Source organism: Pseudomonas syringae pv. tagetis (assembly GCF_022557255.1).
In the GTDB taxonomy this organism is placed as follows: Bacteria; Pseudomonadota; Gammaproteobacteria; order Pseudomonadales; family Pseudomonadaceae; genus Aquipseudomonas; species Aquipseudomonas caricapapayae.
In genome coordinates this window covers 957343-980441 of the sequence record NZ_CP092923.1, presented here as the reverse complement: position 1 = coordinate 980441, position 23099 = coordinate 957343, and the positions used below count along the sequence as shown (strand labels likewise).

Annotated in this window: 20 protein-coding genes and 4 pseudogenes; 16 read left to right on the top strand and 8 right to left on the bottom strand. The window is 59.8% G+C overall.

Annotated features, from left to right (window positions below):
* Positions 1 to 60 precede the first annotated feature (60 nt).
* A pseudogene (locus tag MME58_RS27725) lies at positions 61 to 1035 on the bottom strand (cache domain-containing protein); the annotation flags it as partial.
* A 479-nt stretch (positions 1036 to 1514) separates the two neighbouring features.
* Between MME58_RS27725 and MME58_RS27720 the strand changes: the two are divergent.
* Positions 1515 to 2429, top strand: a pseudogene (locus MME58_RS27720) (methyl-accepting chemotaxis protein); the annotation flags it as partial.
* Positions 2430 to 2468: 39 nt separating this feature from the next.
* On the top strand, positions 2469 to 3332 hold the full coding sequence (locus MME58_RS27715; RefSeq protein ID WP_375233083.1) for a methyl-accepting chemotaxis protein: 864 nt from the start codon (positions 2469 to 2471) through the stop codon (positions 3330 to 3332).
* Between the two features lie 150 nt (positions 3333 to 3482).
* On the opposite strand, the gene budC is transcribed toward MME58_RS27715, so the two are convergent.
* Entirely contained in the window at positions 3483 to 4247 is a 765-nt protein-coding gene (gene budC, locus MME58_RS04350) for a meso-2,3-butanediol dehydrogenase (protein ID WP_054984486.1), read from the bottom strand.
* A gap of 224 nt (positions 4248 to 4471) precedes the next feature.
* Between budC and MME58_RS27425 the strand changes: the two genes are divergently transcribed.
* The 12 genes from MME58_RS27425 (at position 4472) to MME58_RS04295 (ending at position 14610) form a co-directional block, all read left to right on the top strand.
* Positions 4472 to 4600 carry a hypothetical protein gene (locus MME58_RS27425; protein ID WP_259641491.1) on the top strand — a complete coding sequence of 43 codons (129 nt, stop codon included), beginning with the start codon at positions 4472 to 4474 and terminating at the stop codon, positions 4598 to 4600.
* Positions 4601 to 4740: 140 nt separating this feature from the next.
* Positions 4741 to 6009 carry an OprD family porin gene (locus MME58_RS04345; RefSeq protein WP_055006509.1) on the top strand — a complete coding sequence of 423 codons (1269 nt, stop codon included), beginning with the start codon at positions 4741 to 4743 and terminating at the stop codon, positions 6007 to 6009.
* A 191-nt stretch (positions 6010 to 6200) separates the two neighbouring features.
* The gene (locus MME58_RS04340) at positions 6201 to 7025 is read left to right on the top strand and encodes an NAD-dependent epimerase/dehydratase family protein (protein ID WP_054984488.1); all 825 of its coding nucleotides are present in this window, start codon (positions 6201 to 6203) and stop codon (positions 7023 to 7025) included.
* Positions 7026 to 7067: 42 nt separating this feature from the next.
* A complete protein-coding gene (locus MME58_RS04335; RefSeq protein ID WP_054984489.1) occupies positions 7068 to 7952 on the top strand; it encodes a glucurono-1,5-lactonase in 885 nt (294 codons plus the stop codon).
* A 56-nt stretch (positions 7953 to 8008) separates the two neighbouring features.
* On the top strand, positions 8009 to 9034 hold the full coding sequence (locus MME58_RS04330) for a TRAP transporter substrate-binding protein (RefSeq protein WP_055006508.1): 1026 nt from the start codon (positions 8009 to 8011) through the stop codon (positions 9032 to 9034).
* Between the two features lie 61 nt (positions 9035 to 9095).
* Positions 9096 to 9623, top strand: coding sequence for a TRAP transporter small permease (locus MME58_RS04325; RefSeq protein WP_055006507.1), 528 nt, complete (start codon positions 9096 to 9098; stop codon positions 9621 to 9623).
* On the top strand, positions 9624 to 10904 hold the full coding sequence (locus tag MME58_RS04320; RefSeq protein ID WP_054984492.1) for a TRAP transporter large permease: 1281 nt from the start codon (positions 9624 to 9626) through the stop codon (positions 10902 to 10904).
* Positions 10905 to 10985: 81 nt separating this feature from the next.
* Positions 10986 to 11969: an EamA family transporter gene (locus MME58_RS04315; RefSeq protein ID WP_055006506.1), complete on the top strand. Its 984-nt coding sequence runs from the start codon at positions 10986 to 10988 to the stop codon at positions 11967 to 11969.
* Positions 11944 to 12822 carry an aldose 1-epimerase gene (locus MME58_RS04310; RefSeq protein ID WP_055006505.1) on the top strand — a complete coding sequence of 293 codons (879 nt, stop codon included), beginning with the start codon at positions 11944 to 11946 and terminating at the stop codon, positions 12820 to 12822. The genes MME58_RS04315 and MME58_RS04310 overlap by 26 nt, the downstream gene beginning before the upstream one ends.
* Before the next feature lie 113 nt (positions 12823 to 12935).
* The gene (gene vapB, locus MME58_RS04305; RefSeq protein WP_055006527.1) at positions 12936 to 13127 is read left to right on the top strand and encodes a type II toxin-antitoxin system VapB family antitoxin; all 192 of its coding nucleotides are present in this window, start codon (positions 12936 to 12938) and stop codon (positions 13125 to 13127) included.
* 308 nt (positions 13128 to 13435) lie between these two features.
* Positions 13436 to 13948 (top strand): sigma-70 family RNA polymerase sigma factor, encoded by a 513-nt coding sequence (locus MME58_RS04300; RefSeq protein ID WP_054984526.1) that lies wholly within the window; start codon positions 13436 to 13438, stop codon positions 13946 to 13948.
* A complete protein-coding gene (locus tag MME58_RS04295) occupies positions 13948 to 14610 on the top strand; it encodes a ChrR family anti-sigma-E factor (protein ID WP_055006504.1) in 663 nt (220 codons plus the stop codon). Before MME58_RS04300 ends, MME58_RS04295 begins: the two co-directional genes overlap by 1 nt.
* 22 nt (positions 14611 to 14632) lie before the next feature.
* On the opposite strand, the gene MME58_RS04290 is transcribed toward MME58_RS04295, so the two are convergent.
* The 3 genes from MME58_RS04290 to MME58_RS04280 form a co-directional block, all read right to left on the bottom strand.
* Entirely contained in the window at positions 14633 to 15889 is a 1257-nt protein-coding gene (locus tag MME58_RS04290; protein WP_054984496.1) for a 3-phosphoshikimate 1-carboxyvinyltransferase, read from the bottom strand.
* Between the two features lie 96 nt (positions 15890 to 15985).
* Positions 15986 to 16468: a PAS domain-containing protein gene (locus MME58_RS04285; protein ID WP_055006503.1), complete on the bottom strand. Its 483-nt coding sequence runs from the start codon at positions 16466 to 16468 to the stop codon at positions 15986 to 15988.
* A 3-nt stretch (positions 16469 to 16471) separates the two neighbouring features.
* Entirely contained in the window at positions 16472 to 17476 is a 1005-nt protein-coding gene (locus MME58_RS04280) for a response regulator (RefSeq protein ID WP_055006502.1), read from the bottom strand.
* A 265-nt stretch (positions 17477 to 17741) separates the two neighbouring features.
* On the opposite strand from MME58_RS04280, the gene MME58_RS04275 reads away from it, so the two are divergent.
* Positions 17742 to 18191, top strand: a complete 450-nt coding sequence (locus tag MME58_RS04275; protein WP_055006501.1) for a DUF2384 domain-containing protein — start codon at positions 17742 to 17744, stop codon at positions 18189 to 18191.
* A complete protein-coding gene (locus MME58_RS04270; protein ID WP_055006500.1) occupies positions 18188 to 18649 on the top strand; it encodes an RES family NAD+ phosphorylase in 462 nt (153 codons plus the stop codon). Before MME58_RS04275 ends, MME58_RS04270 begins: the two co-directional genes overlap by 4 nt.
* Positions 18650 to 18814: 165 nt before the next feature.
* Here MME58_RS04270 and MME58_RS04265 read toward each other — a convergent pair.
* The 3 genes and pseudogenes from MME58_RS04265 to bcsZ form a co-directional block, all read right to left on the bottom strand.
* A pseudogene (locus tag MME58_RS04265) lies at positions 18815 to 19819 on the bottom strand (alginate O-acetyltransferase AlgX-related protein); the annotation flags it as partial.
* Positions 19806 to 21912, bottom strand: a pseudogene (locus MME58_RS04260) (tetratricopeptide repeat protein); the annotation flags it as partial. The pseudogenes MME58_RS04265 and MME58_RS04260, both read right to left, overlap by 14 nt.
* Entirely contained in the window at positions 21888 to 23099 is a 1212-nt protein-coding gene (gene bcsZ / locus MME58_RS04255) for a cellulose synthase complex periplasmic endoglucanase BcsZ (protein WP_055006499.1), read from the bottom strand. The pseudogene MME58_RS04260 and the gene bcsZ, both read right to left, overlap by 25 nt.

Genomic DNA, 23099 nt, shown 5'->3' with positions numbered 1-23099 from the left:
ATGCACGCGCTCCACGAACTGGTTGAACGAGCCGCCCAGTTCGGCGAATTCATCCTTGCCCTGAATACTCAGACGCCGGGTCAGATCACCCTCGCCCTGGGCAATGTCCTGCATCGCACGGCCCATATCGGTCAGCGGCCGCATCAGCGCACGAATCAGCAGACTCAACAGCAAGGCGATCACGGCCACTGCAATCAGCACGGCAACCATCGCCGAGCTGCGGAACTGGCTCAACGGTGCATAGGCCTTGTCTTTGTCGATCGACAGACCGATGTACCAGTCGGCCGAAGGCAGCCCGGTGATCGGGGTAAACGACAGCAGCCTGTGCTGGCCGTTGAGCGTGACCTCACGCAAGCGTGCATCCAGGCTGAGGGTCTGCCCAGGGTAAATGTCCTTGAGGTTTTTCATCACCTGGTCCTTGTCGGGGCTGACGATGACCTGCCCGTCTCCGCTGACCAGGAAGGCATAACCGAGCCCGCCGAACTCGACCGAGTTGATGATTTTGACCAGCGTGTCGAGACTCAGATCACCGCCGACCACGCCCGTGATCTGACCAGCAGTCTTCACCGGACTGGCAATCGTCACCACCAGACCGCCCACGGAAGCCAGGTAAGGCGCGCTGAGAATGGTTTTGCCGGCGTCGACTGTGGATTTGTACCAGGGCCGCTGCCGCGGATCATAGCCAGCGGGCATGTCGACATCGGGTCGCTGGGTGAACGCGCCCTTGCTGTCACCGACGTAGGTGAATTGAAAGGTCGATACCAGTGAGGACTGCGACACCAGCCCGGTCAGATCGGAATTGATCCCTTGGAAGGCCACGTTCTGGGTGAGATTTTCCAGCACCAGAATGCGTCCGCTCAGCCAGTTCTGCACACTGCTGGCCGTCAGCTGACCCGCCTGGCCCACTGAGGACTCGAGGTTCTGATTGATGGTGGTACGTTGCAGGTAGTCGTTGTACAGGGTGAACAAGGCAAAGGCCAACACCACAACCCCGGCCGCAGCCAGGAGAATTTTATGACGAAACTTCAAGTTCATGAAAAGGCATCTCAACGGGACGGAAAGAGGCTCGGATGCCCGCGCAACTTGTGACATTAATGTGTCATGCCCTGCACACGCAATGAACCCACAACGGATAAGGTTTCCACTGTCGCGAGCATAGACAATATTTTGCCGTTGCTCTGGAAAGCGGCGCTCTATTTCAATGATTTCAACGGTTCCTTATAACGGCGCGCGACAACAATTGATAGGCCCTGAGCACGTCTTTCAAGCGACGTGAAACTTTCTCTTTTTTTTATTTTAGCTTGGCCACCCCCTGCCGATAGTGTCTGTATACCTTGCCCTGCCCCTGACCTGTACGCCATGCCTCTCAGGGGCCCTACTGCTTTAAATGGCTGTTGTTGGAGAATTCAATGAGTAGCTGGTTTGCAAATATCAGCGTCAATATGAAACTGGCCCTCGGGTTCGGTCTTGTACTTGTTTTTACTGCGATTCTTGCACTGACTGGCTGGACCAGCATGAGCGGGCTGATCAATCGCAGCAACTGGATGAGTGACATTACTTCACTCAATGCACAATTGACCAAACTTCGGGTAACACGCCTGCAGTACATGGTGGCCGACGGCGACGAGAAGGTCGCCGAAACCGTCCAGTCCTCACTGGACAGCTTCAAGGCGTACCAGGAGAAATTGCTGACCTCGTTCAAAAGCCCCGAAAACGTGAAAATGCTCGAGCAGCTGGCAGGGGTGATCGCTGACTACCAGAAATCCCTGAACAACATGCGCAGTGGCTACAAGGCCAGCACGACTGCGCGTGATGAACTCACCACGCATGCCGTCAAAAGCCTTGAGGTGTTCGAGAAGCTTCAGGCTGAAGTCAAAGACATGGACCCGGCTGACGCCAACCGATTCGAGCAATACCGGATCGTCACCGATGCAAAAGATGACTTGAGACTTGCACGCTATGAGGTGCGCGGTTACACCACCAATGCCACCCCCGAAACCGAGCAGGCAGCCGTCTCGAAACTGGATGCGGCCATCAAGGATCTCGATGCGCTGAAAGCGAGCTTCAGCGGTACCCAGGCCGATCAACTCAGGCAGCTGGACAGCTCGCTGACGGCCTACCGAACGACTCTGCAAAACTTCAAGGTTGCCACGGGCAATATTGTTCAGGCGCGCAAGGAGATGACCACCCAAGGGCAGGACATCGTCAAGATCAGCGAAGCCATGTATCAGTTGCAACTGGATCGCCGCGATCAGGAAAGCGCACAGGCTCGCACCACGCAAATCACCTGCACCCTGTTGGCAATCATCTTGGGCATCGTTGCCGCCGTCGTCATCACCCGGCAGATTACTCGTCCCCTGCAGGAAACCCTGGCAGTGGTTGACCGCATTGCGTCCGGCGACCTGACCCAGACCCTGGCAGTCACCCGCCGCGACGAACTGGGTGTTCTGCAACAAGGCATCCAGCGTATGGGCAGCACCTTGCGCGAGCTGATCGGGGGCATTCGCGACAGCGTTGTGCAGATCGCCAGCGCCGCCGAAGAGCTGTCGGCGGTCACCGAACAGACCAGCGCCGGCGTAAACAGCCAGAAAGTCGAAACCGACCAGGTGGCCACCGCCATGCACGAGATGTCGGCAACGGTTGCCGAAGTGGCCCGTAATGCCGAACAGGCCTCGCAAGCGGCCTCCGACGCCGACCGCGAAGCGCGTGACGGTGACAAGGTAGTAGGTGAGGCGATTGTCCAGATCGAGCGTCTGGCCAACGAGGTAGGTCGTTCGGCCGATGCCATGAATCAGTTGGAGCAGGAAAGCGACAAGATTGGCAAGGTCATGGACGTTATCAAGGCGGTGGCCGAGCAAACCAATCTGCTTGCCCTCAACGCTGCGATCGAAGCCGCCCGTGCCGGGGAAGCCGGACGTGGTTTTGCCGTGGTCGCCGATGAAGTCCGCGGCCTCGCACAACGCACGCAGCAATCCACCGTCGAAATCGAAACGCTGGTCGCTGCCTTGCAGAGCGGCACGCGTCAGGTTTCCAGCATTATGCTCAACAGCCGCGAGCTGACTGTCAGCAGCGTACAGCTCAGCCGTCAGGCGGGTACATCGCTGGGCAGCATCACGCAGACGGTTTCCAACATCCAGGCCATGAACCAGCAGATTGCAGCTGCTGCGGAAGAGCAGAGCGCGGTTGCCGAAGAGATCAGTCGCAGCATCGTCAATGTGCGCGACGTGTCCGAACAGACCGCTTCAGCCAGCGAAGAAACCGCCGCTTCCAGTGTCGAACTGGCGCGCCTGGGCGGGCAGTTGCAAACGATGGTCAGCCACTTTCGGATCTGATACCTCGCAACGACCTGCAAGCCCGGTTTTTACCGGGCTTGTTCGTTTCTGGTATCGGCAAAAGTAACGACTTTAATTCGGCAAGCTCTGCCACTGATGGCTATAAAAAAGGCTCGGGGCTGTAACAACTCCCGTACCTCGCCAACGTCATCAAGCCTGAGGCGGCTGCCCGTTGGACGCTGACAGACCACCATCCACCGGCAGATTGACACCGGTTACGAAACGCGCGTCGTCGCTGGCCAGAAAGGCGACAACGTCACCAACGTCTTCTGCTTCGCCCGGGCGTCCAAGCGGAATGCGCTCCATGAATTTGGCCATCAGCGCCTTGTCGTCCAGCATGTCTTCAGTCAGTTCACTGCGGGTCAGGGACGGGCAGACAGCATTGACGCGCACACCGTCGGCACCGTGGTCCATGGCCAGCGCGCGGGTGAAGTTGGTGATTGCGCCTTTGGCTGCGTTGTAAAAACTCATGCCCCAGTCGCCGCCCAGGCCGGAAACAGACGAGACGTTGATGATGTTGCCTTTGCTGGCAACCAGCGCTGGCATGGCGCTACGGGTGCAATAGAACACGCCGTCCAGGTCCACTGACATCAGCTCTTTCCAGTCTTCTACACCCAACTCGGTGATTTTGCCGGACTTGACGATACCGGCATTGTTGACCAGTACATCCAGGCGCCCGAAACGTGTGGCTACTTCTTTGAAGAGTGCCTCCACATCGCTTGGGTCAGCCACATCGGTGGCTCTGATCAAGTGCCCTTCGCCCGCCAGTTGCTCAGCCACTTTGGCCAGCTTGTCGCGGTTACGTCCGACCAGCACAACGCTTGCACCTTCCTTGGCAAAACGTTTTGCCGTGGCTTCGCCGATCCCGGAACCGGCACCTGTAACAACGATGACTTTCTGGGTGAAACGGTTCATTGAGCATTCTCCAAAAAATGAATGGGGTTAACGGGTGGACTGCTCACTCCCCTTGAGCGTTCACTCGCATTCAATTTGCGTTTTCAAGCCGCATGAAACACTGGTGAATCGTTAAACCTCGGCCCTGGCTCGTTGACAAGTACGCGGCAGCCTGCAAATAATCCGCGTTGTTGTACGACAACCTATAACGCCAAAAATAAAAACAAAACAGGGGCCTGTTCACCATGAAGATTCACGCCTGTACATCTGCGCTTTCCATTATCAAAGCCTCCATTGTCGACATTACTGAAGCCTCGTTCACGCTGGCTGCTGAGCAGCACCTGACACCTTTCCGGATTCACACCATTCGCTGATACCCGGCGAACGGTACTCGGCCGTCTGTTGGCCGAGGCCATGCCTGGCAACGGGCATCACGCAATCCTCACAGGAGTCGGCTGCTGTTCGTGCGGCCAGAAAAGGGGACGGTTTCAATAAACAAGGGAGCAAAACAATAATGACATCTCACACTTCCCGCTCACGCATTCTGCTGAGCGTTGGCGGCATGACGCTGATTTTCCCGATGCTCGGCATGGCCGAGGGTTTCGTCGACGACACCAAAGCCACACTGACCCTGCGTAACGCGTACTTCAATCGCAACTTCACCAACCCCGCGTTCCCCAACAGTGCCGCACCGCAGAACAAGGCCGAGGAATGGACGCAAAACTTCATTCTCGACGCCAAGTCGGGCTTCACTCAGGGCGTGGTCGGTTTCGGGGTCGATGTGCTGGGCCTGTATTCGATCAAGCTCGATGGCGGCAAGGGCACCGGCGGCACCCAGTTGTTGCCGATCCACAGTGACGGTCGCCCGGCCGATGACTTCGGACGTCTGGGTGTGGCAGGCAAGGCGCGGGTTTCCAAAACCGAACTGAAGGTCGGCGAATGGATGCCGGTGCTGCCGATCCTGCGTTCCGACGATGGTCGTTCGTTGCCGCAGACGTTCCGCGGTGGCCAGGTAACGTCCAAAGAATTCGACGGCCTGACACTGTATGGCGGGCAGTTCCGCGGCAACAGCCCGCGCAACGACGCCAGTATGGAAGACATGTCGATGAACGGACGCGGCGCGTTCACGTCCGATCGCTTCAATTTCGGCGGTGGCGAATACGTCTTCAATGACAAGCGTACCCAGGTGGGGGTCTGGTACTCGGAGCTACAGGACATCTATCAACAGCAGTTCTTCAACCTGCTGCACAGTCAGCCAGTCGGTGACTGGACCCTGGGTGCCAACCTGGGTTACTTCATCGGCAAGGAGGACGGCAACAAACTGGCTGGCGACCTCGACAACAAGACCGCCTACGCGTTGCTCTCGGCACGCTACGGCGGCAGTACATTCTATGTCGGCCTGCAAAAGCTCACTGGCGATACAGCGTGGATGCGGGTCAATGGCACCAGCGGCGGCACGCTGGCCAACGACAGCTATAACTCCAGCTACGACAACGCCAAGGAGAAATCCTGGCAGTTGCGCCATGACTATAACTTCGCGGTGCTTGGCGTCCCCGGCCTGACCCTGATGAACCGCTATATCAGCGGCGACAATGTACACACCGGCAACATTACCGATGGCAAGGAATGGGGGCGAGAGTCCGAACTGGCCTATACCGTACAAAGCGGCGCGCTCAAGAATCTGAACGTCAAATGGCGCAACTCCAGCCTGCGTCGTGATTTCAGTACCAATGAGTTCGACGAGAATCGCGTGTTTATCAGCTACCCGATTTCACTGCTCTGAAATGCATGGCAAAGCCTGCCTGAAAGCTCGGCTGCACAGACAGGTTTTGCCTTGTTACAAATGTATCGGGCCAAGTGAGCCAGCGGGTCGTTTTTATACTTTGGCCGCGTTGACAATCAACGTATGCGGTGCCGATAATCCGGCAAGTCATACGACAACAGATGACAACAATAACAATCGGGACTTTTCTCATGGCATCGGCTCATACCACTCAAACTCCCTTTACTCGCCTGCTGCTGACCGGTGCGGCAGGTGGCCTAGGCAAGGTATTGCGTGAAACACTGCGCCCTTACGCAAACATTCTGCGACTGTCCGACATTGCTTACATGGCACCCGCGGTCGGTGGTGAAGAGGTTCAGGTCTGCGATCTGGCAGACAAGGACGCCGTACACCGTCTGGTCGAAGGCGTTGACGCGATTGTGCATTTCGGCGGCGTATCGGTCGAGAGACCGTTCGAGGAGGTTCTCGGCGCTAATATCTGCGGTGTTTTCCACATCTACGAAGCTGCCCGCCGCCATGGCGTGAAACGCGTGATCTTCGCCAGCTCCAACCACGTGATCGGTTTCTACAAGCAGAGCGAAACCATCGACGCGAACTCCCCTCGCCGTCCGGACAGTTATTACGGTCTGTCCAAGTCCTATGGCGAAGACATGGCCAGTTTCTACTTCGATCGTTACGGCATCGAAACCGTCAGCATTCGCATCGGCTCGTCGTTCCCTGAACCACAGAACCGCCGGATGATGAGCACCTGGCTGAGCTTTGGCGACCTGACCCAGTTGATCGAGCGCTCCCTGTACACGCCAGACGTCGGCCACACGGTGGTCTACGGCGTTTCGGACAACAAGACGGTGTGGTGGGACAACCGCCTGGCCAGCAAACTGGACTACGCCCCCAAGGACAGCTCGGAAGTTTTCCGCGCCAAGGTCGACGCTCAGCCGCCGCTGGCAGCCGATGACCCGGCAATGGTCTATCAGGGCGGTGCCTTTGTAGCCTCCGGACCCTTCGGCGATAAATAAGCAGCGCCTTCCTGTTGCAGAACTCTGGAGATACGAGCCGTCATGGATGCCGAACTGATTGCCGATGCACAGAATGCCACCGGCGAAAGCCCCGTCTGGAGCGTACGTGACCAGGCGCTGTACTGGGTGGATATTCCCAAAGGCGAGCTGCATAGCTGGCGTTTTGGCGAGGACAGCACCCGCAGTTGGAAAGCCCCGCAGATGCTGGCCTGTATCGCCGCCGACAGCCGAGGTGGCTGGATTGCAGGGATGGAAAGCGGCATTTTCCATCTACAGCCCTGCGAAGACGGCAGCCTGATCAGTACGCTTCTGGCAAGCGTCGAGCATGCACAGACCGGCATGCGCTTCAATGATGGCCGTTGCGACCGACAGGGCCGTTTCTGGGCGGGCACCATGTTGATGGACATGGCGGCAGGCGCAGTGGTTGGCGCGATGTATCGCTACAGCGCCGGGCAGAAGACGCTTGACGCACGGTTGAAGGATTTCATCGTGCCCAACGGCCTGGCGTTCAGCCCGGATGGCAAGACGATGTACCTGTCCGACTCCCACCCCAGCGTGCAGAAGATCTGGGCGTTCGATTACGACACCGACAGTGGCACGCCACACAACCGTCGCCTGTTCGTCGACATGAACCATCACCTGGGCCGCCCCGACGGTGCCGCGATCGATACCGATGGCTGCTACTGGATCTGCGGCAACGATGCCGGCCTGATCCACCGCTTTACGCCCAATGGCAAACTCGACCGCTCGCTGTTCGTGCCGGTGAAAAAACCGGCCATGTGTGCCTTTGGCGGACCCGATCTGGACACCCTGTTCGTCACCTCCATTCGCCCGGGTGGCGATCTCAGCGACCAGCCACTCGCCGGTGGTGTGTTCGCGTTGCGACCTGGCGTCAAAGGCCTGGAGGAACCCGTTTTTCAGGGCTGACAGCGCTCACCGAAAATCCCGTAGCTCGACCAAAAATAACAAAATCGGAGATATCCATGGATTTCAAACGCAAGCTCCTCATCGCTGCACTCCCGTTGGCCTTCTGCGTATCGGGCATGGCCCAGGCAGAAGTCAAAATCAAATTTGCCGAAGTTCATCCCGCAGGCTACGCGCCGGTGGTGGCTGAGCAAAACATGGGCAAGAAACTCGAAGAACAGTCCAAGGGCGAGATCAGTTTCAAGATGTACGCGGGCGGCGTGCTCGGTTCCGAAAAGGAAGTCGTCGAGCAGGTCCAGAGCGGTGCCGTACAGATGACCCGCGTCAGCCTCGGCATCGTCGGCCCGGTCGTGCCGGACGTCAACGTCTTCAACCTGCCGTTCGTGTTCCGCGATCAAGCGCATATGCGCACGATCATCGACGGCGAAATCGGCCAGGAAATTCTCGACAAGATCACCAACTCGCCATTCAACATGGTCGCGCTGGCCTGGATGGATGGTGGCACCCGCAACCTGTACACCAAGAAGCCGGTACGCCAGATTTCCGACCTCAAAGGTATGAAAATCCGCGTTCAGGGCAACCCGGTGTTCATCGAAACCATCAACGACATGGGCGGCAATGGGATCGCCATGGCCACCGGGGAAATCTTCAGCGCCCTGCAGACCGGCGTGATCGATGGTGCCGAAAACAACCCGCCGACCTACTACCAGCACAACCACTATCAGAACGCCAAGTTCTTCACCATGACCGAGCACCTGATCCTGCCCGAGCCCATCGTGATGTCGAAGGCCACTTGGGAAAAGCTCAAGCCCGAGCAACAGACGCTGGTGAAAAAGCTGGCCCGTGAAGCGCAGATGGAAGAGCGCGCGCTGTGGGACAAGTCGTCAGCCGATGCCGAGACCAAACTCAAGGCAGCGGGCGTGGAGTTCATCACCCTGACGCCGGAGCAGAAGAAAGCCTTCTACGACGCCACCCAGCCGGTGCGTGACAAGTTCGGTGCGCCTTACAAGGATCTGATCAGCCGCATCGAAGCGGTCCAGACCAATCCGGCACTCGCGGCGAACAATACCCAAGCGGCCCAATAAGCCTGTCCGATCAAGCTGCGGGGACGAGTGAAAGCTCGCTCCCGCCGCAGTGGTGAGCCCCATGAAAAATACGCTATTGCGCGTCAATGACACGATTTATCGGGTCTGCATCGGCATTGCCGGCCTGTCGGTGCTGATCATGACCCTGATCATCCCCTGGGGCATCTTTGCCCGCTACATACTCGGCAGCGGTTCCAGCTGGCCTGAACCCACTGCCATTCTGCTGATGGTGGTGTTTACCTTCTTCGGTGCCGCCGCCAGCTACCGGGCCGGTGCGCACATGGCCGTGTCGATGGCCGTTGACCGCATGCCGCAGCAGGTGCGCAGAGTCGCCAGCGTGGTGGTGCAGATTCTGATGGCGATCGTCGCCCTGTTCATGATTTTCAAGGGCTTCAAGCTGTGCGCCACCACCTGGAATCAGTTTGTCGGCGAACTGCCGTTTCTGCGCGTTGGCATCTCGTATCTGCCGATTCCCATTGGCGGCATCGTGACCCTGATTTTTGTGCTGGAAAGGCTGTTGCTGGGTGACCAGAGTCATCGCGCGGTCATGCGTTTCGACGTCATTGAAGAAAGCGAAGGTGCCGCATAAATGGACGCTTTTATACTGTTGGGCAGCTTCATTGCGCTGATTCTCCTCGGCATGCCTGTTGCCTACGCGCTGGGGCTGTCAGCGCTGGTCGGGGCCTGGTGGATCGATATCCCGGCCGATGCGTTGATGATTCAGATTGCGGGGGGCGTAAACAAATTCTCGCTGCTGGCAATTCCGTTCTTCGTGCTGGCCGGAGCAATCATGGCCGAAGGCGGTATGTCGCGACGCCTGGTCGCCTTTGCCGCAGTGCTAGTGGGCTTCGTGCGCGGTGGCCTGTCGCTGGTCAATATCGTGGCCTCGACCTTCTTCGGCGCGATCTCGGGTTCCTCGGTAGCGGACACGGCCTCGGTGGGTTCGGTGCTGATCCCTGAGATGGAACGCAACGGCTACCCGCGGGACTTCTCGACGGCAGTGACCGTCAGCGGTTCGGTTCAGGCTTTGTTGACGCCCCCCAGCCATAACTCGGTGCTCTATTCGCTGGCTGCGGGCGGTACTGTCTCGATTGCGTCGCTGTTCATGGCCGGGATCATGCCGGGACTCTTGCTCAGTGCGGTGATGATGGGCATGTGCATGATTTTTGCGCGCAAGCGCAACTACCCAAAAGGTGAAGTGATTCCGCTGCGTCAGGCACTGAAAATCGCCGGTGAAGCACTCTGGGGCATGATGGCCATGGTCATTATTCTCGGCGGTATTCTGTCGGGGATCTTCACTGCCACCGAGTCGGCCGCCATTGCCGTGCTCTGGGCGTTCTTCGTCACCATGTTTATCTACCGCGATTACAAATGGCGCGATCTGCCCAAACTGATGCACCGGGCAGCACGCACCATTTCCATCGTGATGATCCTGATCGGCTTTGCTGCCAGCTTCGGCTACATCCTGACGCTGATGGAAATCCCGATGAAGATCACCACCGCGTTTCTGACCCTGTCGGATAACCGCTACGTGATCCTGATGTGCATCAACGTGATGTTGCTGCTGCTGGGCACGGTGATGGACATGGCGCCGCTGATTCTGATCCTGACCCCGATATTGCTGCCAGTCATCGTCGGCGTCGGCGTGGACCCGGTGCATTTCGGCATGATCATGCTGGTCAACCTGGGGATCGGACTGATCACGCCGCCTGTCGGTGCTGTGCTGTTCGTCGGTGCCGCAGTGGGCAAAGTCACCATCGAAGCCACCGTAAAAGCGTTGCTGCCGTTCTATGTTGCGCTGTTCCTGGTGCTGATGCTGGTCACCTACATTCCTGCCATCTCACTGTGGTTGCCGAGCGTCGTGCTCTAAAGCCTCTGGTCATACGGCTGCCGGGGCTCCTCGCGAGCGTCGGCATGCCATTTCCCTCTCCAGCCAAGGAGGCTGGTCCGCATGTCCGCCCCTGCCCTCTTCCCGCGCCATATTGCTGTACTGATCCTGGCGTTGCTGGCCTGTTCGTTCGCCGGCAACCACATCGCCGCCCGTATTGCCTTCGATCATGACACCGGCCTGCTGCTGGCCATCCTCTGTCGCTCCGGCGTGACCCTGCTGGTACTGGTCAGCCTGGTGCTCTGGCAGCGGGAAGGGCTCGGCCTTCCCGCCAGCACCTGGCGCTGGCAACTGCTTCTGGGGCTATTGATCGCCACGCAGAGTTTTTGTATCTACTCAGCGGTGGCACGTATTCCGGTGGCGCTGGCACTGCTGGTGGTCAATGTATCGCCGATTCTGCTGGCACTGTTGACCTGGGCACTGGGGGGTGCCAGGCCGACGCGGCGCGCAGCAGGCCTGATGGGGTTGATCCTGTTTGGCCTGGCGATGGCGCTCGACGTGCCACAACGCTTGTCGAATCCGGGCAGCAGCGAGCCGCAATGGCTCGAGGGCATCGCCTACGCGTCCACCGCTGCGGTGGTGTTCGCCTTTGCGCTGTGGATTACCGATAACAAGCTGGCGGGCATGCGCGGCAGCGTACGCAGCATGTTGACCATGGCAGTAGTGTTTGTAATCGCCGCAATAGCAGGCAGCAGCGGCGTGCTGCCCGGCGGTGTGGGTCTGCCGACAAGCTCTGTCGGCTGGACCGCGCTGGCCAGCCTGGTGGTGCTGTACGGCCTGGGCTTCTCGCTGCTGTTCATCTGCATGGCGCGTCTGGATATCGCCCGCAACGCGCCGGTGATGAACATCGAGCCGGTGGCAAGCCTGCTGTTCGGCTGGCTGATTCTCGATCAATTGCTCAGCAGCGGTCAGGTCATCGGCGGGCTGATGGTCGTCAGCGGTATTGTGTTGCTGACTTGGCGGCGCAGCCCATCGCAAGCACCTCAACCTTCCAGTCCCTCACCCAGCAAGGCCCTGAAGCATGCCCGCGAACGTACTGATCCTTGAAGATGGCCTGACCCGCCTGACACTGGCCCCCGACATCGGCGGCAGTATCGTCAACTGGACCATCCTGGCCAGCGGGCAACCTCTGCTGCGCCCCAGCGACGAACAGGCTTTGGCGGCCGGGACGCCCCGTCGGCTGGCCTGCTACCCGCTGGCACCGTGGTCAAACCGGATCGGCAACGGCGGTTTCGACACGCCGGACGGCTGGCTGGCCTTGAAGCCAAACAGCGCCAATGACCCGCTGCCGATCCACGGCAGTGCCTGGCAACAAGCCTGGACGGTTATCGAACAAACCCCGCAGCAGGTCTGCCTGCAACTCGACAGCCTGATACCGTTCGCCTACCGCGCCCAACTGCGCTACACCCTGCAAGGAGGCAAGCTGAGCATCGAACTGAGCACCACCCATCAGAACAGCCGCGCCGTCTGGCACGGGCTGGGCCTGCACCCGTACTTGCCGCGCACGGCCCACACTCGTTTGCAGGCCAAGGCTGCGCAGGTCTGGCTGTGCGACGAAGCCGGTTTGCCAAGTGACTTGCAGGACCTGCCCGCCGAGTGGGACTTCCGGCATGGCAACGCGCTGCCCGACACACGCCTGGACAACGGTTTCACCGGCTGGGATGGCCACAGCATCATCAGCCAGCCTGACCTGGGCTATGAGCTGCACTGCCAGGCCACCGAAAGCGAATACTTTCTGGTGTTCTGCCCACCGGGGCTGGATTTCTTTTGCTTCGAGCCGGTCAGCCACCCGGTCAACGCGCATCATTTGCCAGGGCGGCCAGGATTGAGGCTGTTGCGGCAGGGGGAGTCGATGGGGTTGGAGGTCAGTCTGTCTTATCGGGCATTGAAACCAACATAATCTGATACCTACTTGAGTAGCTGTTTTGCAACATTCAGGAGCGATGGAACGATTACATGTCCTTGAAACGTCATACTCAGCTTGTCCGGCTTACCGGCCTTGAGAAACACTCCATGCAGCAATCAACAGTATTCAAAAATAATCGTAGTCAGGTCATCCTGCTGCCGAGGGCAATAGCGCTGCCAGACGACGTGGAACGCATCGATATTGTAGTGGCGGGCAAAACCCGCATCATCTCGCCTGCAGGTGCATCCTGGAACAGTTGGTTCGATGGCGAGAACGTCAGTCGCGCGCTATCGGGCTGATCATTGCCACTAAAAATCTGCTCGATTTTCAGCGCATCAGTGCTTCTTTTGGATGACGGGCTCATCCACTGAATACACCCTGCAAGTGCAAAAAACTGTGACACCCGAGCTGACGCACCGCTCGTCACATCCTGTGATCCGCTCCCCATCCCGCTACGTAACACCTGTGCATCGCGAACCAAAACCAGACAATGGTGATCAGAAGGTGGATCATGCGCACTACTGCCAGTCTCAGGATCTTCTGTCACTTGTCCCCTCCTCACAGCGAATCGACGATAACCCGACTTTGGATCGATGAAGTCACTGCCGTGGCCCGCCAGAGGGACCGCGAAAGCTTCATGCGCATCTACGATCACTTCGCACCGCGGTTGTTGCGTTATCTGACCGGTCTGAATGTACCCGAGGGGCAAGCTGAGGAGCTGGTGCAGGAAGTGTTACTCAAGCTGTGGCACAAGGCCGATTCGTTCGACCCGGCCAAGGCAAGCCTGGGAACATGGCTGTTTCGCATTGCGCGCAATCTTTACATCGACAGCGTGCGCAAGGACCGCGGCTGGGTGCAGGTGCAGAATTCGCTGGAACAACTCGAACGCCTGGAAGCACCGGTGGATCGGACGCTCGATTACAGCCAGCGCCAGGAGCAGCAATTGAACATCGCCATCCAGAACCTCCCCACCGATCAGGCCCGAGTGCTGCGAATGTCTTATTTCGAAGCGCTCAGCCACCGGGAAATTTCCGAACGTCTTGGTATGCCACTGGGCACGGTGAAGTCCTGCCTGCGCCTGGCCTTTCAAAAATTGCGCTCGCGGATAGAGGAATCATGATGAGCCCACGACATCATCCGGATGACGCGACTCTGGTCAGCTACGCTGCAGGAGCGCTGTCGCAGGTCATCTCTGTGGTCACCGCCGCGCACCTGGAACGCTGCGCCGAGTGCCGGGCACGACTCAGGCAGGCTGAAGAGATTGGCGGAGTATTGATGCAGCAGCACACCAGCAGCGTGGTGCCGCTCAAGGGCAGGTCGGCGATGCTGGCGCGTCTTGATGAAGCGGCAGCGAGCACTGAACCGGCAATCTATGCGATGCCGGCGGCCAATCAGGACCCGGACCTGCTGCCTGTCTGCATGCAGGCGCATTTTGGTCGACAGCTGAGCACTCTGAAGTGGAAGACCCTGATCCCCGGTGTACAACGCGTCCGCGCCGAAGGTATCCAGCATGGCAACCTCATGCTGCTGAAAATCGCCCCCGGCGTCAGCATGCCGGTGCATAGCCATGAAAGCGGCGAGATGACCATGGTGCTCAAGGGTGCGTATCACGATATACAGGGAGCGTTCGGGCTCAACGATGTGGCCGATCTGGACAGCCATATCCAGCACCAGCCCATCGCCTACCCCGATCGGGAATGCATCTGCGTGCTGGCGACCGACTCAAGGCTGCGCTTTCACGGGCTGATGGCGCGGATGATGCAGCCGTTTTTCGGGATTTGAAAAACGGCCTTCATGCCTGCGTTCAGCGCTGAACGCTGACACCCAGCGAAGCCAGCGCGTCCCAGTACCCCGGATAGGTCTTGCCGACACAATCGGGGTCGAGAATGCGAATACCGGCAATTTTCAAGCCTGCCAGCGCAAAACACATGGCGATGCGGTGGTCGGAATGGGTGTCGATCAGTGCATCGACCGTAGTCCCAGCCAGCGCCGGGTTGGCGTGTACCAGCAGATCGTCACCCTCTTCAACCGCAAGGCCGGGTGCGATGGCACACAGGCCGTGTGACAGTGCTGAAATACGGTCACACTCCTTGACCCGCAGATTGGCGATGCCGACAAAACGCACCGGTTGACGATTAAAGGCGGCGAGTACCGCCAGCGTCGGAATCGCGTCCTGCATCTGCGAGCCGTCGATCACGGCGGGCATGTTCGGAAAGCTGTCGATGATCTGGCTGGCCAGTGCATCGGGCTGAGTAAACGCATCGCTGGCCACGCCGAGGTCGATAGCGCCCTCAGTCAGGGCTTGCGCGGCCCACAGGTAAGTGGCGGCCGAGGCATCCGGCTCGATGTGGAAATCCGTAGCGCGATAGCCGGTAGCCGAGACTTTCCAGGCGGCGTCGCCAATGGTCTGAACCTCGGCACCGAACGCCTGCATGGCCGCCAGCGTCAGGTCGACGTAACCGCGAGCACCGATCTCGCTGCCGGTCAGCGCAACTTCCACTGGCCCCTTGCCGCAGGCACCGGCCATCAGCAGCGCCGACACGTACTGGCTGGACAGGTTGCCGTCGATTTCTATCCGGCCGGCCTCAAGACCGCCCTTGCCCTTGATAGTCACTGGCGGGCAACCGCTGGCGGCGCTGACTTGCACGCCCATGCGCTGCAAGGCATCCACTAATGGCCCGATCGGGCGCTTGCGCATGTATTCGTCGCCATCGACGACGAAGTCACCTTCGAAGTTGGCCAGCGCAGCGGTCAGGAAACGCGTTGCCGTGCCGGCGTTACCAAGAAACAGCGCCTGCTGCGGCGCTTGCCAGTGTCCGCTGCTGGTTACCACAAAGGTGCTGTCATCCGGCTCGTCGACCTGCACACCCATCAAACGCAATGCTTCGGACATCACGCGGGTGTCGTCACTCTTCAGCGCACCGGTCAGGCGGCTGGTGCCTTTGGCCAGCCCGGCCAGCAACAACGCACGGTTGGTGATCGACTTGGAGCCCGGCGGGCTGACGCGCCCGACCAGAGGGCGCTCGACAGGCAAAACAGTGAGGGTGGCTTGAGGTCGCATGATGTCCCTGAGCGTCAGCGGAAAAATCGCGATCCTAGCACGAGCGGGATCAAGCCCGCAGTGCAGGTTTCAATCATCGACGCGCATCGGCACACGTCAGTTTTTAACTGCACCCGACAGTTGCTGCAGCTTGTCGTTGGCCGCCAGCAACTGATTGCGGTTGGCCGCCACGTCGGTAACGTCGTAGATCACCAGACACACATGGCTGATTGCCCCGGTGGTCGAACGCAGCGGGAACAGTGTGGTGTTCTGGTACATGAACTCTTCGTGGCCAGTGATCGGCTGGTAATTCTTGAAGCGCACCAGGTAGGGTCGTTGCTCCCAGATGGTGAACGCCGGTGTGCCGAGGGTCACGACGTTATCTATTTTCTTGCTCAGCCATTGCCGGTTCACTTCGGGAAACAGCTCGAAGAACGTCTTGTCGATGGCCACATAGGGCACCACGCCCGAGCGGTTTTCCATGAAGGTATTCCAGACCGTCACCCGGTAGTTCAGGTCCAGCACCACAATGCCTACGTCAATGTTTTGCGTGACGGCCAGCAACCAATGAAGCTCGTTGATTTCAATAGCGTTGCTCATGGGTCAGCTCATCATGTAGGCAAGTTTTTTGGTAAGCAGCTCGACCGAATCTTCGGTGAACAGCATCAGCAGATCGAAGTGAATGTTATGGCCTTCCACGCTGTAACTGATTTCAACCGCCAGGGTCTTTTTCCAACGCTGCTGATTGATACGGATAAGCTCGTCGATGCCGCCCTGCGCACCCAGCAGTTGCGGGTGGCCTTGCGAGAACGCGATGTCGATCTGCTCGGCGATACCGCTCAGGCAGGCACCAATGAGGATCGTCGACAAGTCGAGAAGCATCTCCATGTTGGAGCTGTCGGACTGATCGCCGCCCATCAACTGAGACATGCCGGAGATTTCCGAGTCGTGGAAAATCAACAACGCTTCGCCAGCAATACCGCCACCTATGTAGCCCTGGCACACCGCCGTCAGGCGCTGGTCACTGTGGGCGTCGGCCAGCGCCATGTGCAGCTCGCCGACTTCGAGCATGTTGACGTTGGGCACCGGCAACTGCACGAACACGCCCAGCACCTTGGCCAGTAACGCCGCCGCCCGGCCCATGGCCACGTTGATGGTTTCGCGGAAGGCATCCTGAAAGCTGATTACCCCGCCCTTGTTGTTGAGCGCCGGCAGCGCAACCGGTGACGCCGCCGGCTTGCCCAGCAGCCCCAGACGCTCCAGTGTGCTCTTGAGTTCGTCCGGGTCGGCAGGCTTTTTCAAAAACGCCAGCGCACCCAGTTCCATCACCCGGCGAACGGCCTCGTCCTGAACGTCACCTGACACCACGATGACCTTGGCATCCAGGTTTTCGTCACGAATCGCCGTCAGGGTCTGGTAGCCGTCCATCACCGGCATGGTCAGGTCCAGCAGCACCACCTGACCCTGGCCTTTACGAATGGCCTCCAGGCCTTCCTGCCCCTGGGTGGCCAGTGTGACCGACACATCCCAGTCGGCAGGCAGCGCGCGCAGCAGCTGCTTTCGCGCCATGTTCGAGTCATCGCATATCAATAGTGCAAGCGTGGACATCGTGTAATTCTCACTGCGAAAAAATCAGGCTGACAACGGCGGACAGCACGTATACGTTCGACGGCACTATCGAGATCGACTGACACCGAGCCTATAACGCGCGCTCAGTAACATTCAAACTAAACCTATAGCCTAAGTCGGTGATTTTTCGAGTTTCTGTAGTTTTATTCGCCATCGATTGCCATAAATCAATATCGCGACGTCACAAACATGCCTATTATCAAGTGATAGATTTAATAGCAATCACTCGATAGACAGGTGTGCCATGTCTCTGCCCATAAGCGATTACCATCCAGCCCTGCCCCGGCCGGACGATTTTTGGCAGCATCTGGGCATTCCGGCGCGTGGTACGCGTCTGTACTCGGCATTGCACGATGGCCTGCCTTATGAAGTCTTCGAACGCCTTGCACATTACACCGACCTGAACCGCTCGACCCTGGCCGAGCATCTGGGCATCGCTCCGGCAACGTTGCAGCGGCGTCTCAAGGTGCGTCGTTTCAATGCCGAGGAAAGCGACCGTCTGTTTCGCCTGGCAGCGGTCTACAAGGCGGCGCTGGACCTTTTTGAAAACGATGCCGAAGCGACCCGACTGTGGCTGGCCAGTCCGGTCTACGGGCTGGGCAATCGCAGGCCGCTGGAAATGCTTGCCACCTCGGCCGAGGCGCAGGCAGTGCTTGATCTGATCGGTCGGCTGGAACACGGTGTCGGGGCGTGATTGCAGTCTACCGTCTGGTCAAACGCAAATGGCTGGCCCAGGCGTTCGACGGTGAAGGTGCCAAGCTCTACGGCGGACGCTGGAACAGCAAAGGCAACGCCTGCGTGTACTGCGCAGGCAGCGAATCGCTGGCGCTGCTGGAAGTGCTGGTGCATCTGGGCAATGCCAGCGTGGCTCAGCACTACGCGATGCTTGAACTGCAGATTGCCGAAGCGTACATCCTCAATGCACGCTTCGACACCCTGCCCTCCGACTGGCGTGAAGAGCCCGCGCCTCCGGCCACCGCCTCGTTCGGCGACGACTGGCTGGCCTCTGGCCAGAGCCTGGCGCTGGCCGTGCCCAGCGTGATCATCCCGCGTGAGTCCAATTACCTGCTCAATGTCCAGCATCCGGAATTCCGGGCTGTTGTGGCCACTGCAAAAGAGCTGGAGTTTGTGGTCGATCCGCGTTTGAGGTGAGATGACTGGGCGATTAGTACACCAGACTTTTTCGTGAGGGCCTTCTGGCTTTAGATGAAAATGGCCACACGGTCAAAGGCCCCCGCTGGAAGGAACTCGCTTTCATCTGCTTTCAGCTGGCACTTGGTAATCGTAACAGCGTCTCGAACAGGGTATACCCAACGTTTATTTTAAGCGTGTATCTAACCTGTCGATTCCCCCATCAACCGTCTGCAGATCCCGCTCCGGGATTTCCCATATAAGCAATTTTGGGGGTGTCTGGCGGAAGGCCGGGCTGTCGAAGTAGACGTTGGCAGCGCCCGAGAACTCGCCGCCGTCCCTGGCAAAGTTGCCGACCGGTGCCCCCAGTGCGCGCTGTAGAAACCCGACAAAACCCGAATTGCGCGAGAACGACGTGCCGATCAGTGCGACGTTGGGCAGGTTGCTGTCGCCGAACAGGTCGTCGAGGTTATCGCTGCCCGTTGCTGATTCGCTGGCAAGCTCGGTAATTTGCGTGACGGCCACGCTTTGCGGCGCAGGTTGTAATGACGACGGCAGCCAGTCGAGCCCGGCGAGGCGCACCAGGTCGCCGGGGCGCTCGGCAATGGGTAACGTCTGAACCTGAAACTGACGCTGCGGAGTGGCCTGAATACCGGCTTTTTGCACCTGCAGACCAATGGCTCTGGCGGCGCTGTTGGCACCACTCTCACTCCAGTGCGTGTCGGTGCGCAGATAAGCCGTTTCGCCCAGCGGTTGCAGGGTCGCGGTCAGGTCCAGGGCATCGACGCCGGCAGCTTTCAGGTCGCTGATCCAACGCTCGACACGGGCCTGCAACACGTCAGGCCGATAAAGGCCGCACAGTCGGGATGCCGCAATGCGGCTTTTGTCGGGCACTACGGCGACCAACAATTCGATGCCACGTTTCTTGAGGCTGCGCTGCACAGCGATCACCGCCTGGACCTTGCGTTGCGCATTGGTCTGCGCATCGCGATTGAGCCTGAACTCATCGGTCAGGAACAACCAGCCCGGGCACCCCTTACGCACCCGCGGGCCGGTGTCATGAAACAGCAGCCAGCTCGCGCCACGCTCGATACTGGCCGCACGCTGGGCCAGAAAAGTCCCGGACAGCTGTTTGGCCAGTTGGTGAGTCACCTCGCCGTGCAGCGCTGCGTCGAGGGTCAGCGGCTTCACGCAACAGATCGGCCTGACGGATGCGGTAGCGATACAGCAGGTCGTCGAAACGTTTACGGGTCTGCACGCTCATGGGCTGGCCCTGCACATTACGCAGGATCGCATTGACCTGAACGTCATCCCCCGCCGCGAGCAACAGACTGGCGTATTGCAGTAGCAGATCAGGTGACTGCGCAGGTGCCTGAGCGATGGCTGCGCGGGCCATTTCCCGACCACGCTCCGGCTCGCCGGCGTCGATATAGGCACTGGCCAGCGTGAGTTGACGCTCCGGGCTGCCGCTGGCGACCGGCTGCAGACGATCGAGCAGCGCCAGCGCTTCCTGGCGCTGACCGCGCCTGGCGGCACCGATGGCCAGGTTGATCTGCACGGTCATGCTCACTTCGTCGGCAAGCGCCTTCATGTCCGGGGTGCGCTGGTCGACAGGAATGCGCGCAAAGGTGGCCTGCGCGTCTTGCCACTGGCCCATCTCCACCGACAGCAGCGCACGGGTGTAGAGCGCGTCGATATCGTTGGGCCGAGACTTGAGCAGCTCGTCGATCAGCGCGCGGGCCTTGGGCGCTTCGTCGGTCTTGAGGTTCAGACGCGCCAGGTCGAAACGGGTCCAGACACTGTCCGGGTCATCTTTTACCGCTTCCCTCAGAGCCGCCTGGGCGGCACGGAGATCGCCGTGTTGCTCGGCCAGACGTGCAGTCTGCGTGGCACGTAACGCCTTGAAGCGACTGCTGTCGCCCAGTGCAGCCTGGTCGGCAGGCGATAAGGTATCGAGCAGGCGCAGCGCTTCATCGGCTTGGCCGCTTTGCGCCAATACGTTGATCAGCCCGCGCATGGCTTGCGGATTGCCGCTGGGTCGCCAGCACCTGACGATAGCCCGCTTGGGCCGCGTCGAGCTGGCCGGTCTGAGCCTGCAGATCAGCCTGAGTCAAACGCACATCAACGCTGTTCGGGTTCTGCCGCTGCACCTGGGCCAGCAACTCCTGAGCCTTGCCGGTCTGACCCTTGGCCTGCAGGTCGCGGGCCTGTTGCAGGGATGTCCAGAGCTGCACGCTCTCGAGTGCGCTTTTCCAGCGTGCACCGCCGGGCTGGCGATTTGCGCGGGTCAGCAGTTGCTCGGCTTCCGCCAATCGATTTTGCTGCTGGCGGACCACACCCAGCCCACCCAGCGCATCGGCATCGTCGGCCTTGATTTTCAGGCGCGCGACAAAGGCCTGTTCAGCAGCGGCATGATCATTTCGCTCCAGCGCCTTCAGCCCACGTGCTACCAGCGGGTCCTGCTGCCAGCCTGAACCAGCGCCGCTGGCGTGCTGCTGGCGGCCCTTGTTCAACTGGTCGCAAATCTCCTGATCATCGGGATGAACCTTGAGAAACGCGTCGAACAGCGGCACTTGCGCCGGCGTGGGCGGACCGATCCAGACCAGCGCCATACGCCAGCTCTGATCGGCGTCCCCGGCGATATCCGGGTGCGTACTCAGCCGTGCCAGCGCAGCGATACCCTCGGCTCGGGTGTCTTCGCGACGGGCCAGATGCTTGGCGAAAAACAGCGACAGAATCGAGTCGTCCGGGTTCTGCCGAATCAGGCGTTCGAAGCCTTTGCGCGCTTCGGGCCAGTCCGCGCTGCTGAAACCCAGGTTGGTGTAGTACTCGCGCCCGACCGTGCCTTCAGGCAAACGGCCGTTGAACAGTTGGCGAAAGACCCCGGTCGCCTTGTCGCGCTCGCCGGCATCGGCCAGGCGTCGGGCATCATCCAGCAAGGCCTGATTCTGCGGCTGACCGAGGGCAATGTCCTGCTCCAGTTGCACCGCCTGCCACGGCACGGGCGACAAGGCCTGCAGCCGAGCCAGATAAGCCTGCGCCTGCTGCGGCTTGTTCTGTTTGACGCCGATCAGCCCCATGCCATACAACGCATCGATCTGATCGGGCTCTATCTGCAGCACCTTCTGCCAGACCTCGGCGGCGCGCAATGCGTTCGAGCGAGCCTGCCAGTACTGGCCCTGCTCGATCAACTGCGCCTCGGCGGTGGCGGCCTGAGCATGAGGAACGCTGGCTGCAATCGCGGCAACCAACCCGATGACTAACGTGTGGCGGCGCGCGGGCATGACGTCTCCCAGGACAATTCAAGGGTTCCGTCTTCACGGAACCGATAGCGTTTTTCAACCCAGCCCAAGGCAAACAGGCTGAGCATGAGGTTGTAATAGGCCGGTTCGGTGCGGTCTTTCGGATCGCGGGCCAGCGCCTGGCTGACCCCGGCTTCGACCCTGCGCTGCTGCTGTTCAGCCAGCCATGTCTGGCCCTTGGCCTGGAAATACGGCAGCAACGCCGCCGAATAACCAAACGGTGCCTGGCCCTGGCTCACGCCACTCATCACCTGCACCTTTTCCGGGGGAATACCGCTGGAGGCCGTGCTTATCGACATTCCGTCGAGACGCGCCAGCAAGCGCGCAGCCAATGGGTCGGACGCAGGCGTCATGCCCGCCCAGAGGTAGACGCGAATCGCGTCATAGCTGCCCAGCTCGCCCGTGACCGGGTCGACCACGAACAGTCCGGTGTTTGGCGATGTACCGCGATAACCCACCCAGTCGGCGATAAACCCTTTCGGGCTTGATCCGTCGATCAGTTTCGCCGTGTTGTCAGCGATTTCCTTCCAAGAACCACCTGGTACTTCTCTGGCCAGACGCCGCAACAGCGGCACCGGCAGGTAGCTGGCGTTCAAGCGCCACAGGTGGTCGGGCTGCACAAAACCTTCCGGGCCGGGCAGGAGCATCTTGCCGAACCCCGGCAGGTTGACCACCAACCGGGATTCCACGGTCTTGAGCAGTGCCAGCGCATCGTTTCGATAAACCGGGTGCTGCCAGATGCGGGCGGCTTCCAGCAACGCATAGATGATCCACAGATCAGCATCGGACGCGGAGTTGGCGTCCTGCAGTTTCCAACTGCCATCCTCGCCCTGCCCCCACAACCAGCCGGGCAGGCGGGTCTTGAGGTCGGCACCGGCCATGTTCTCGGCAGTCCATGTCCAGAGCCTGTCGAAGCGCTCGCGATCATTGGCCACCAGCGCAAAGAGCATGCCGTAAGACTGGCCTTCGGAGGTGCTGTGGTTGGCTTTCAGGCTGGACTCGAGCACGCGCCCGTCGGCCTGCACATAGCGCGTGGCGTAGTCCTGCCAGAACGGCCAGGCCGGACTGTCGCAGGTGCCGGCCGCAAGAACCGGCGTCAGCATTGCCGACGCCAGCACACCGCTCATGCAGCCAAAAGCACGACGCAGACTGGTTAACATGGCCGGCAT

Excerpts from the sequence above, each read along its gene's own strand:
- MME58_RS04285 (WP_055006503.1), bottom strand. The coding sequence starts at position 16,468 with ATGAGCAACGCTATTGAAATCAACGAGCTTCATTGGTTGCTGGCCGTC.
- MME58_RS04315 (WP_055006506.1), top strand. The coding sequence starts at position 10,986 with ATGTCCGCCCCTGCCCTCTTCCCGCGCCATATTGCTGTACTGATCCTG.
- bcsZ (WP_055006499.1), bottom strand. The coding sequence starts at position 23,099 with ATGCCGGCCATGTTAACCAGTCTGCGTCGTGCTTTTGGCTGCATGAGC.
- MME58_RS04340 (WP_054984488.1), top strand. The coding sequence starts at position 6,201 with ATGGCATCGGCTCATACCACTCAAACTCCCTTTACTCGCCTGCTGCTG.
- vapB (WP_055006527.1), top strand. The coding sequence starts at position 12,936 with ATGCAGCAATCAACAGTATTCAAAAATAATCGTAGTCAGGTCATCCTG.
- MME58_RS04330 (WP_055006508.1), top strand. The coding sequence starts at position 8,009 with ATGGATTTCAAACGCAAGCTCCTCATCGCTGCACTCCCGTTGGCCTTC.
- MME58_RS27425 (WP_259641491.1), top strand. The coding sequence starts at position 4,472 with ATGAAGATTCACGCCTGTACATCTGCGCTTTCCATTATCAAAGCCTCC.
- MME58_RS04320 (WP_054984492.1), top strand. The coding sequence starts at position 9,624 with ATGGACGCTTTTATACTGTTGGGCAGCTTCATTGCGCTGATTCTCCTC.
- MME58_RS04290 (WP_054984496.1), bottom strand. The coding sequence starts at position 15,889 with ATGCGACCTCAAGCCACCCTCACTGTTTTGCCTGTCGAGCGCCCTCTG.
- MME58_RS04335 (WP_054984489.1), top strand. The coding sequence starts at position 7,068 with ATGGATGCCGAACTGATTGCCGATGCACAGAATGCCACCGGCGAAAGC.
- MME58_RS04325 (WP_055006507.1), top strand. The coding sequence starts at position 9,096 with ATGAAAAATACGCTATTGCGCGTCAATGACACGATTTATCGGGTCTGC.
- MME58_RS04310 (WP_055006505.1), top strand. The coding sequence starts at position 11,944 with ATGCCCGCGAACGTACTGATCCTTGAAGATGGCCTGACCCGCCTGACA.
- MME58_RS04280 (WP_055006502.1), bottom strand. The coding sequence starts at position 17,476 with ATGTCCACGCTTGCACTATTGATATGCGATGACTCGAACATGGCGCGA.
- MME58_RS04295 (WP_055006504.1), top strand. The coding sequence starts at position 13,948 with ATGAGCCCACGACATCATCCGGATGACGCGACTCTGGTCAGCTACGCT.
- budC (WP_054984486.1), bottom strand. The coding sequence starts at position 4,247 with ATGAACCGTTTCACCCAGAAAGTCATCGTTGTTACAGGTGCCGGTTCC.
- MME58_RS04345 (WP_055006509.1), top strand. The coding sequence starts at position 4,741 with ATGACATCTCACACTTCCCGCTCACGCATTCTGCTGAGCGTTGGCGGC.
- MME58_RS04275 (WP_055006501.1), top strand. The coding sequence starts at position 17,742 with ATGTCTCTGCCCATAAGCGATTACCATCCAGCCCTGCCCCGGCCGGAC.
- MME58_RS27715 (WP_375233083.1), top strand. The coding sequence starts at position 2,469 with ATGGGCAGCACCTTGCGCGAGCTGATCGGGGGCATTCGCGACAGCGTT.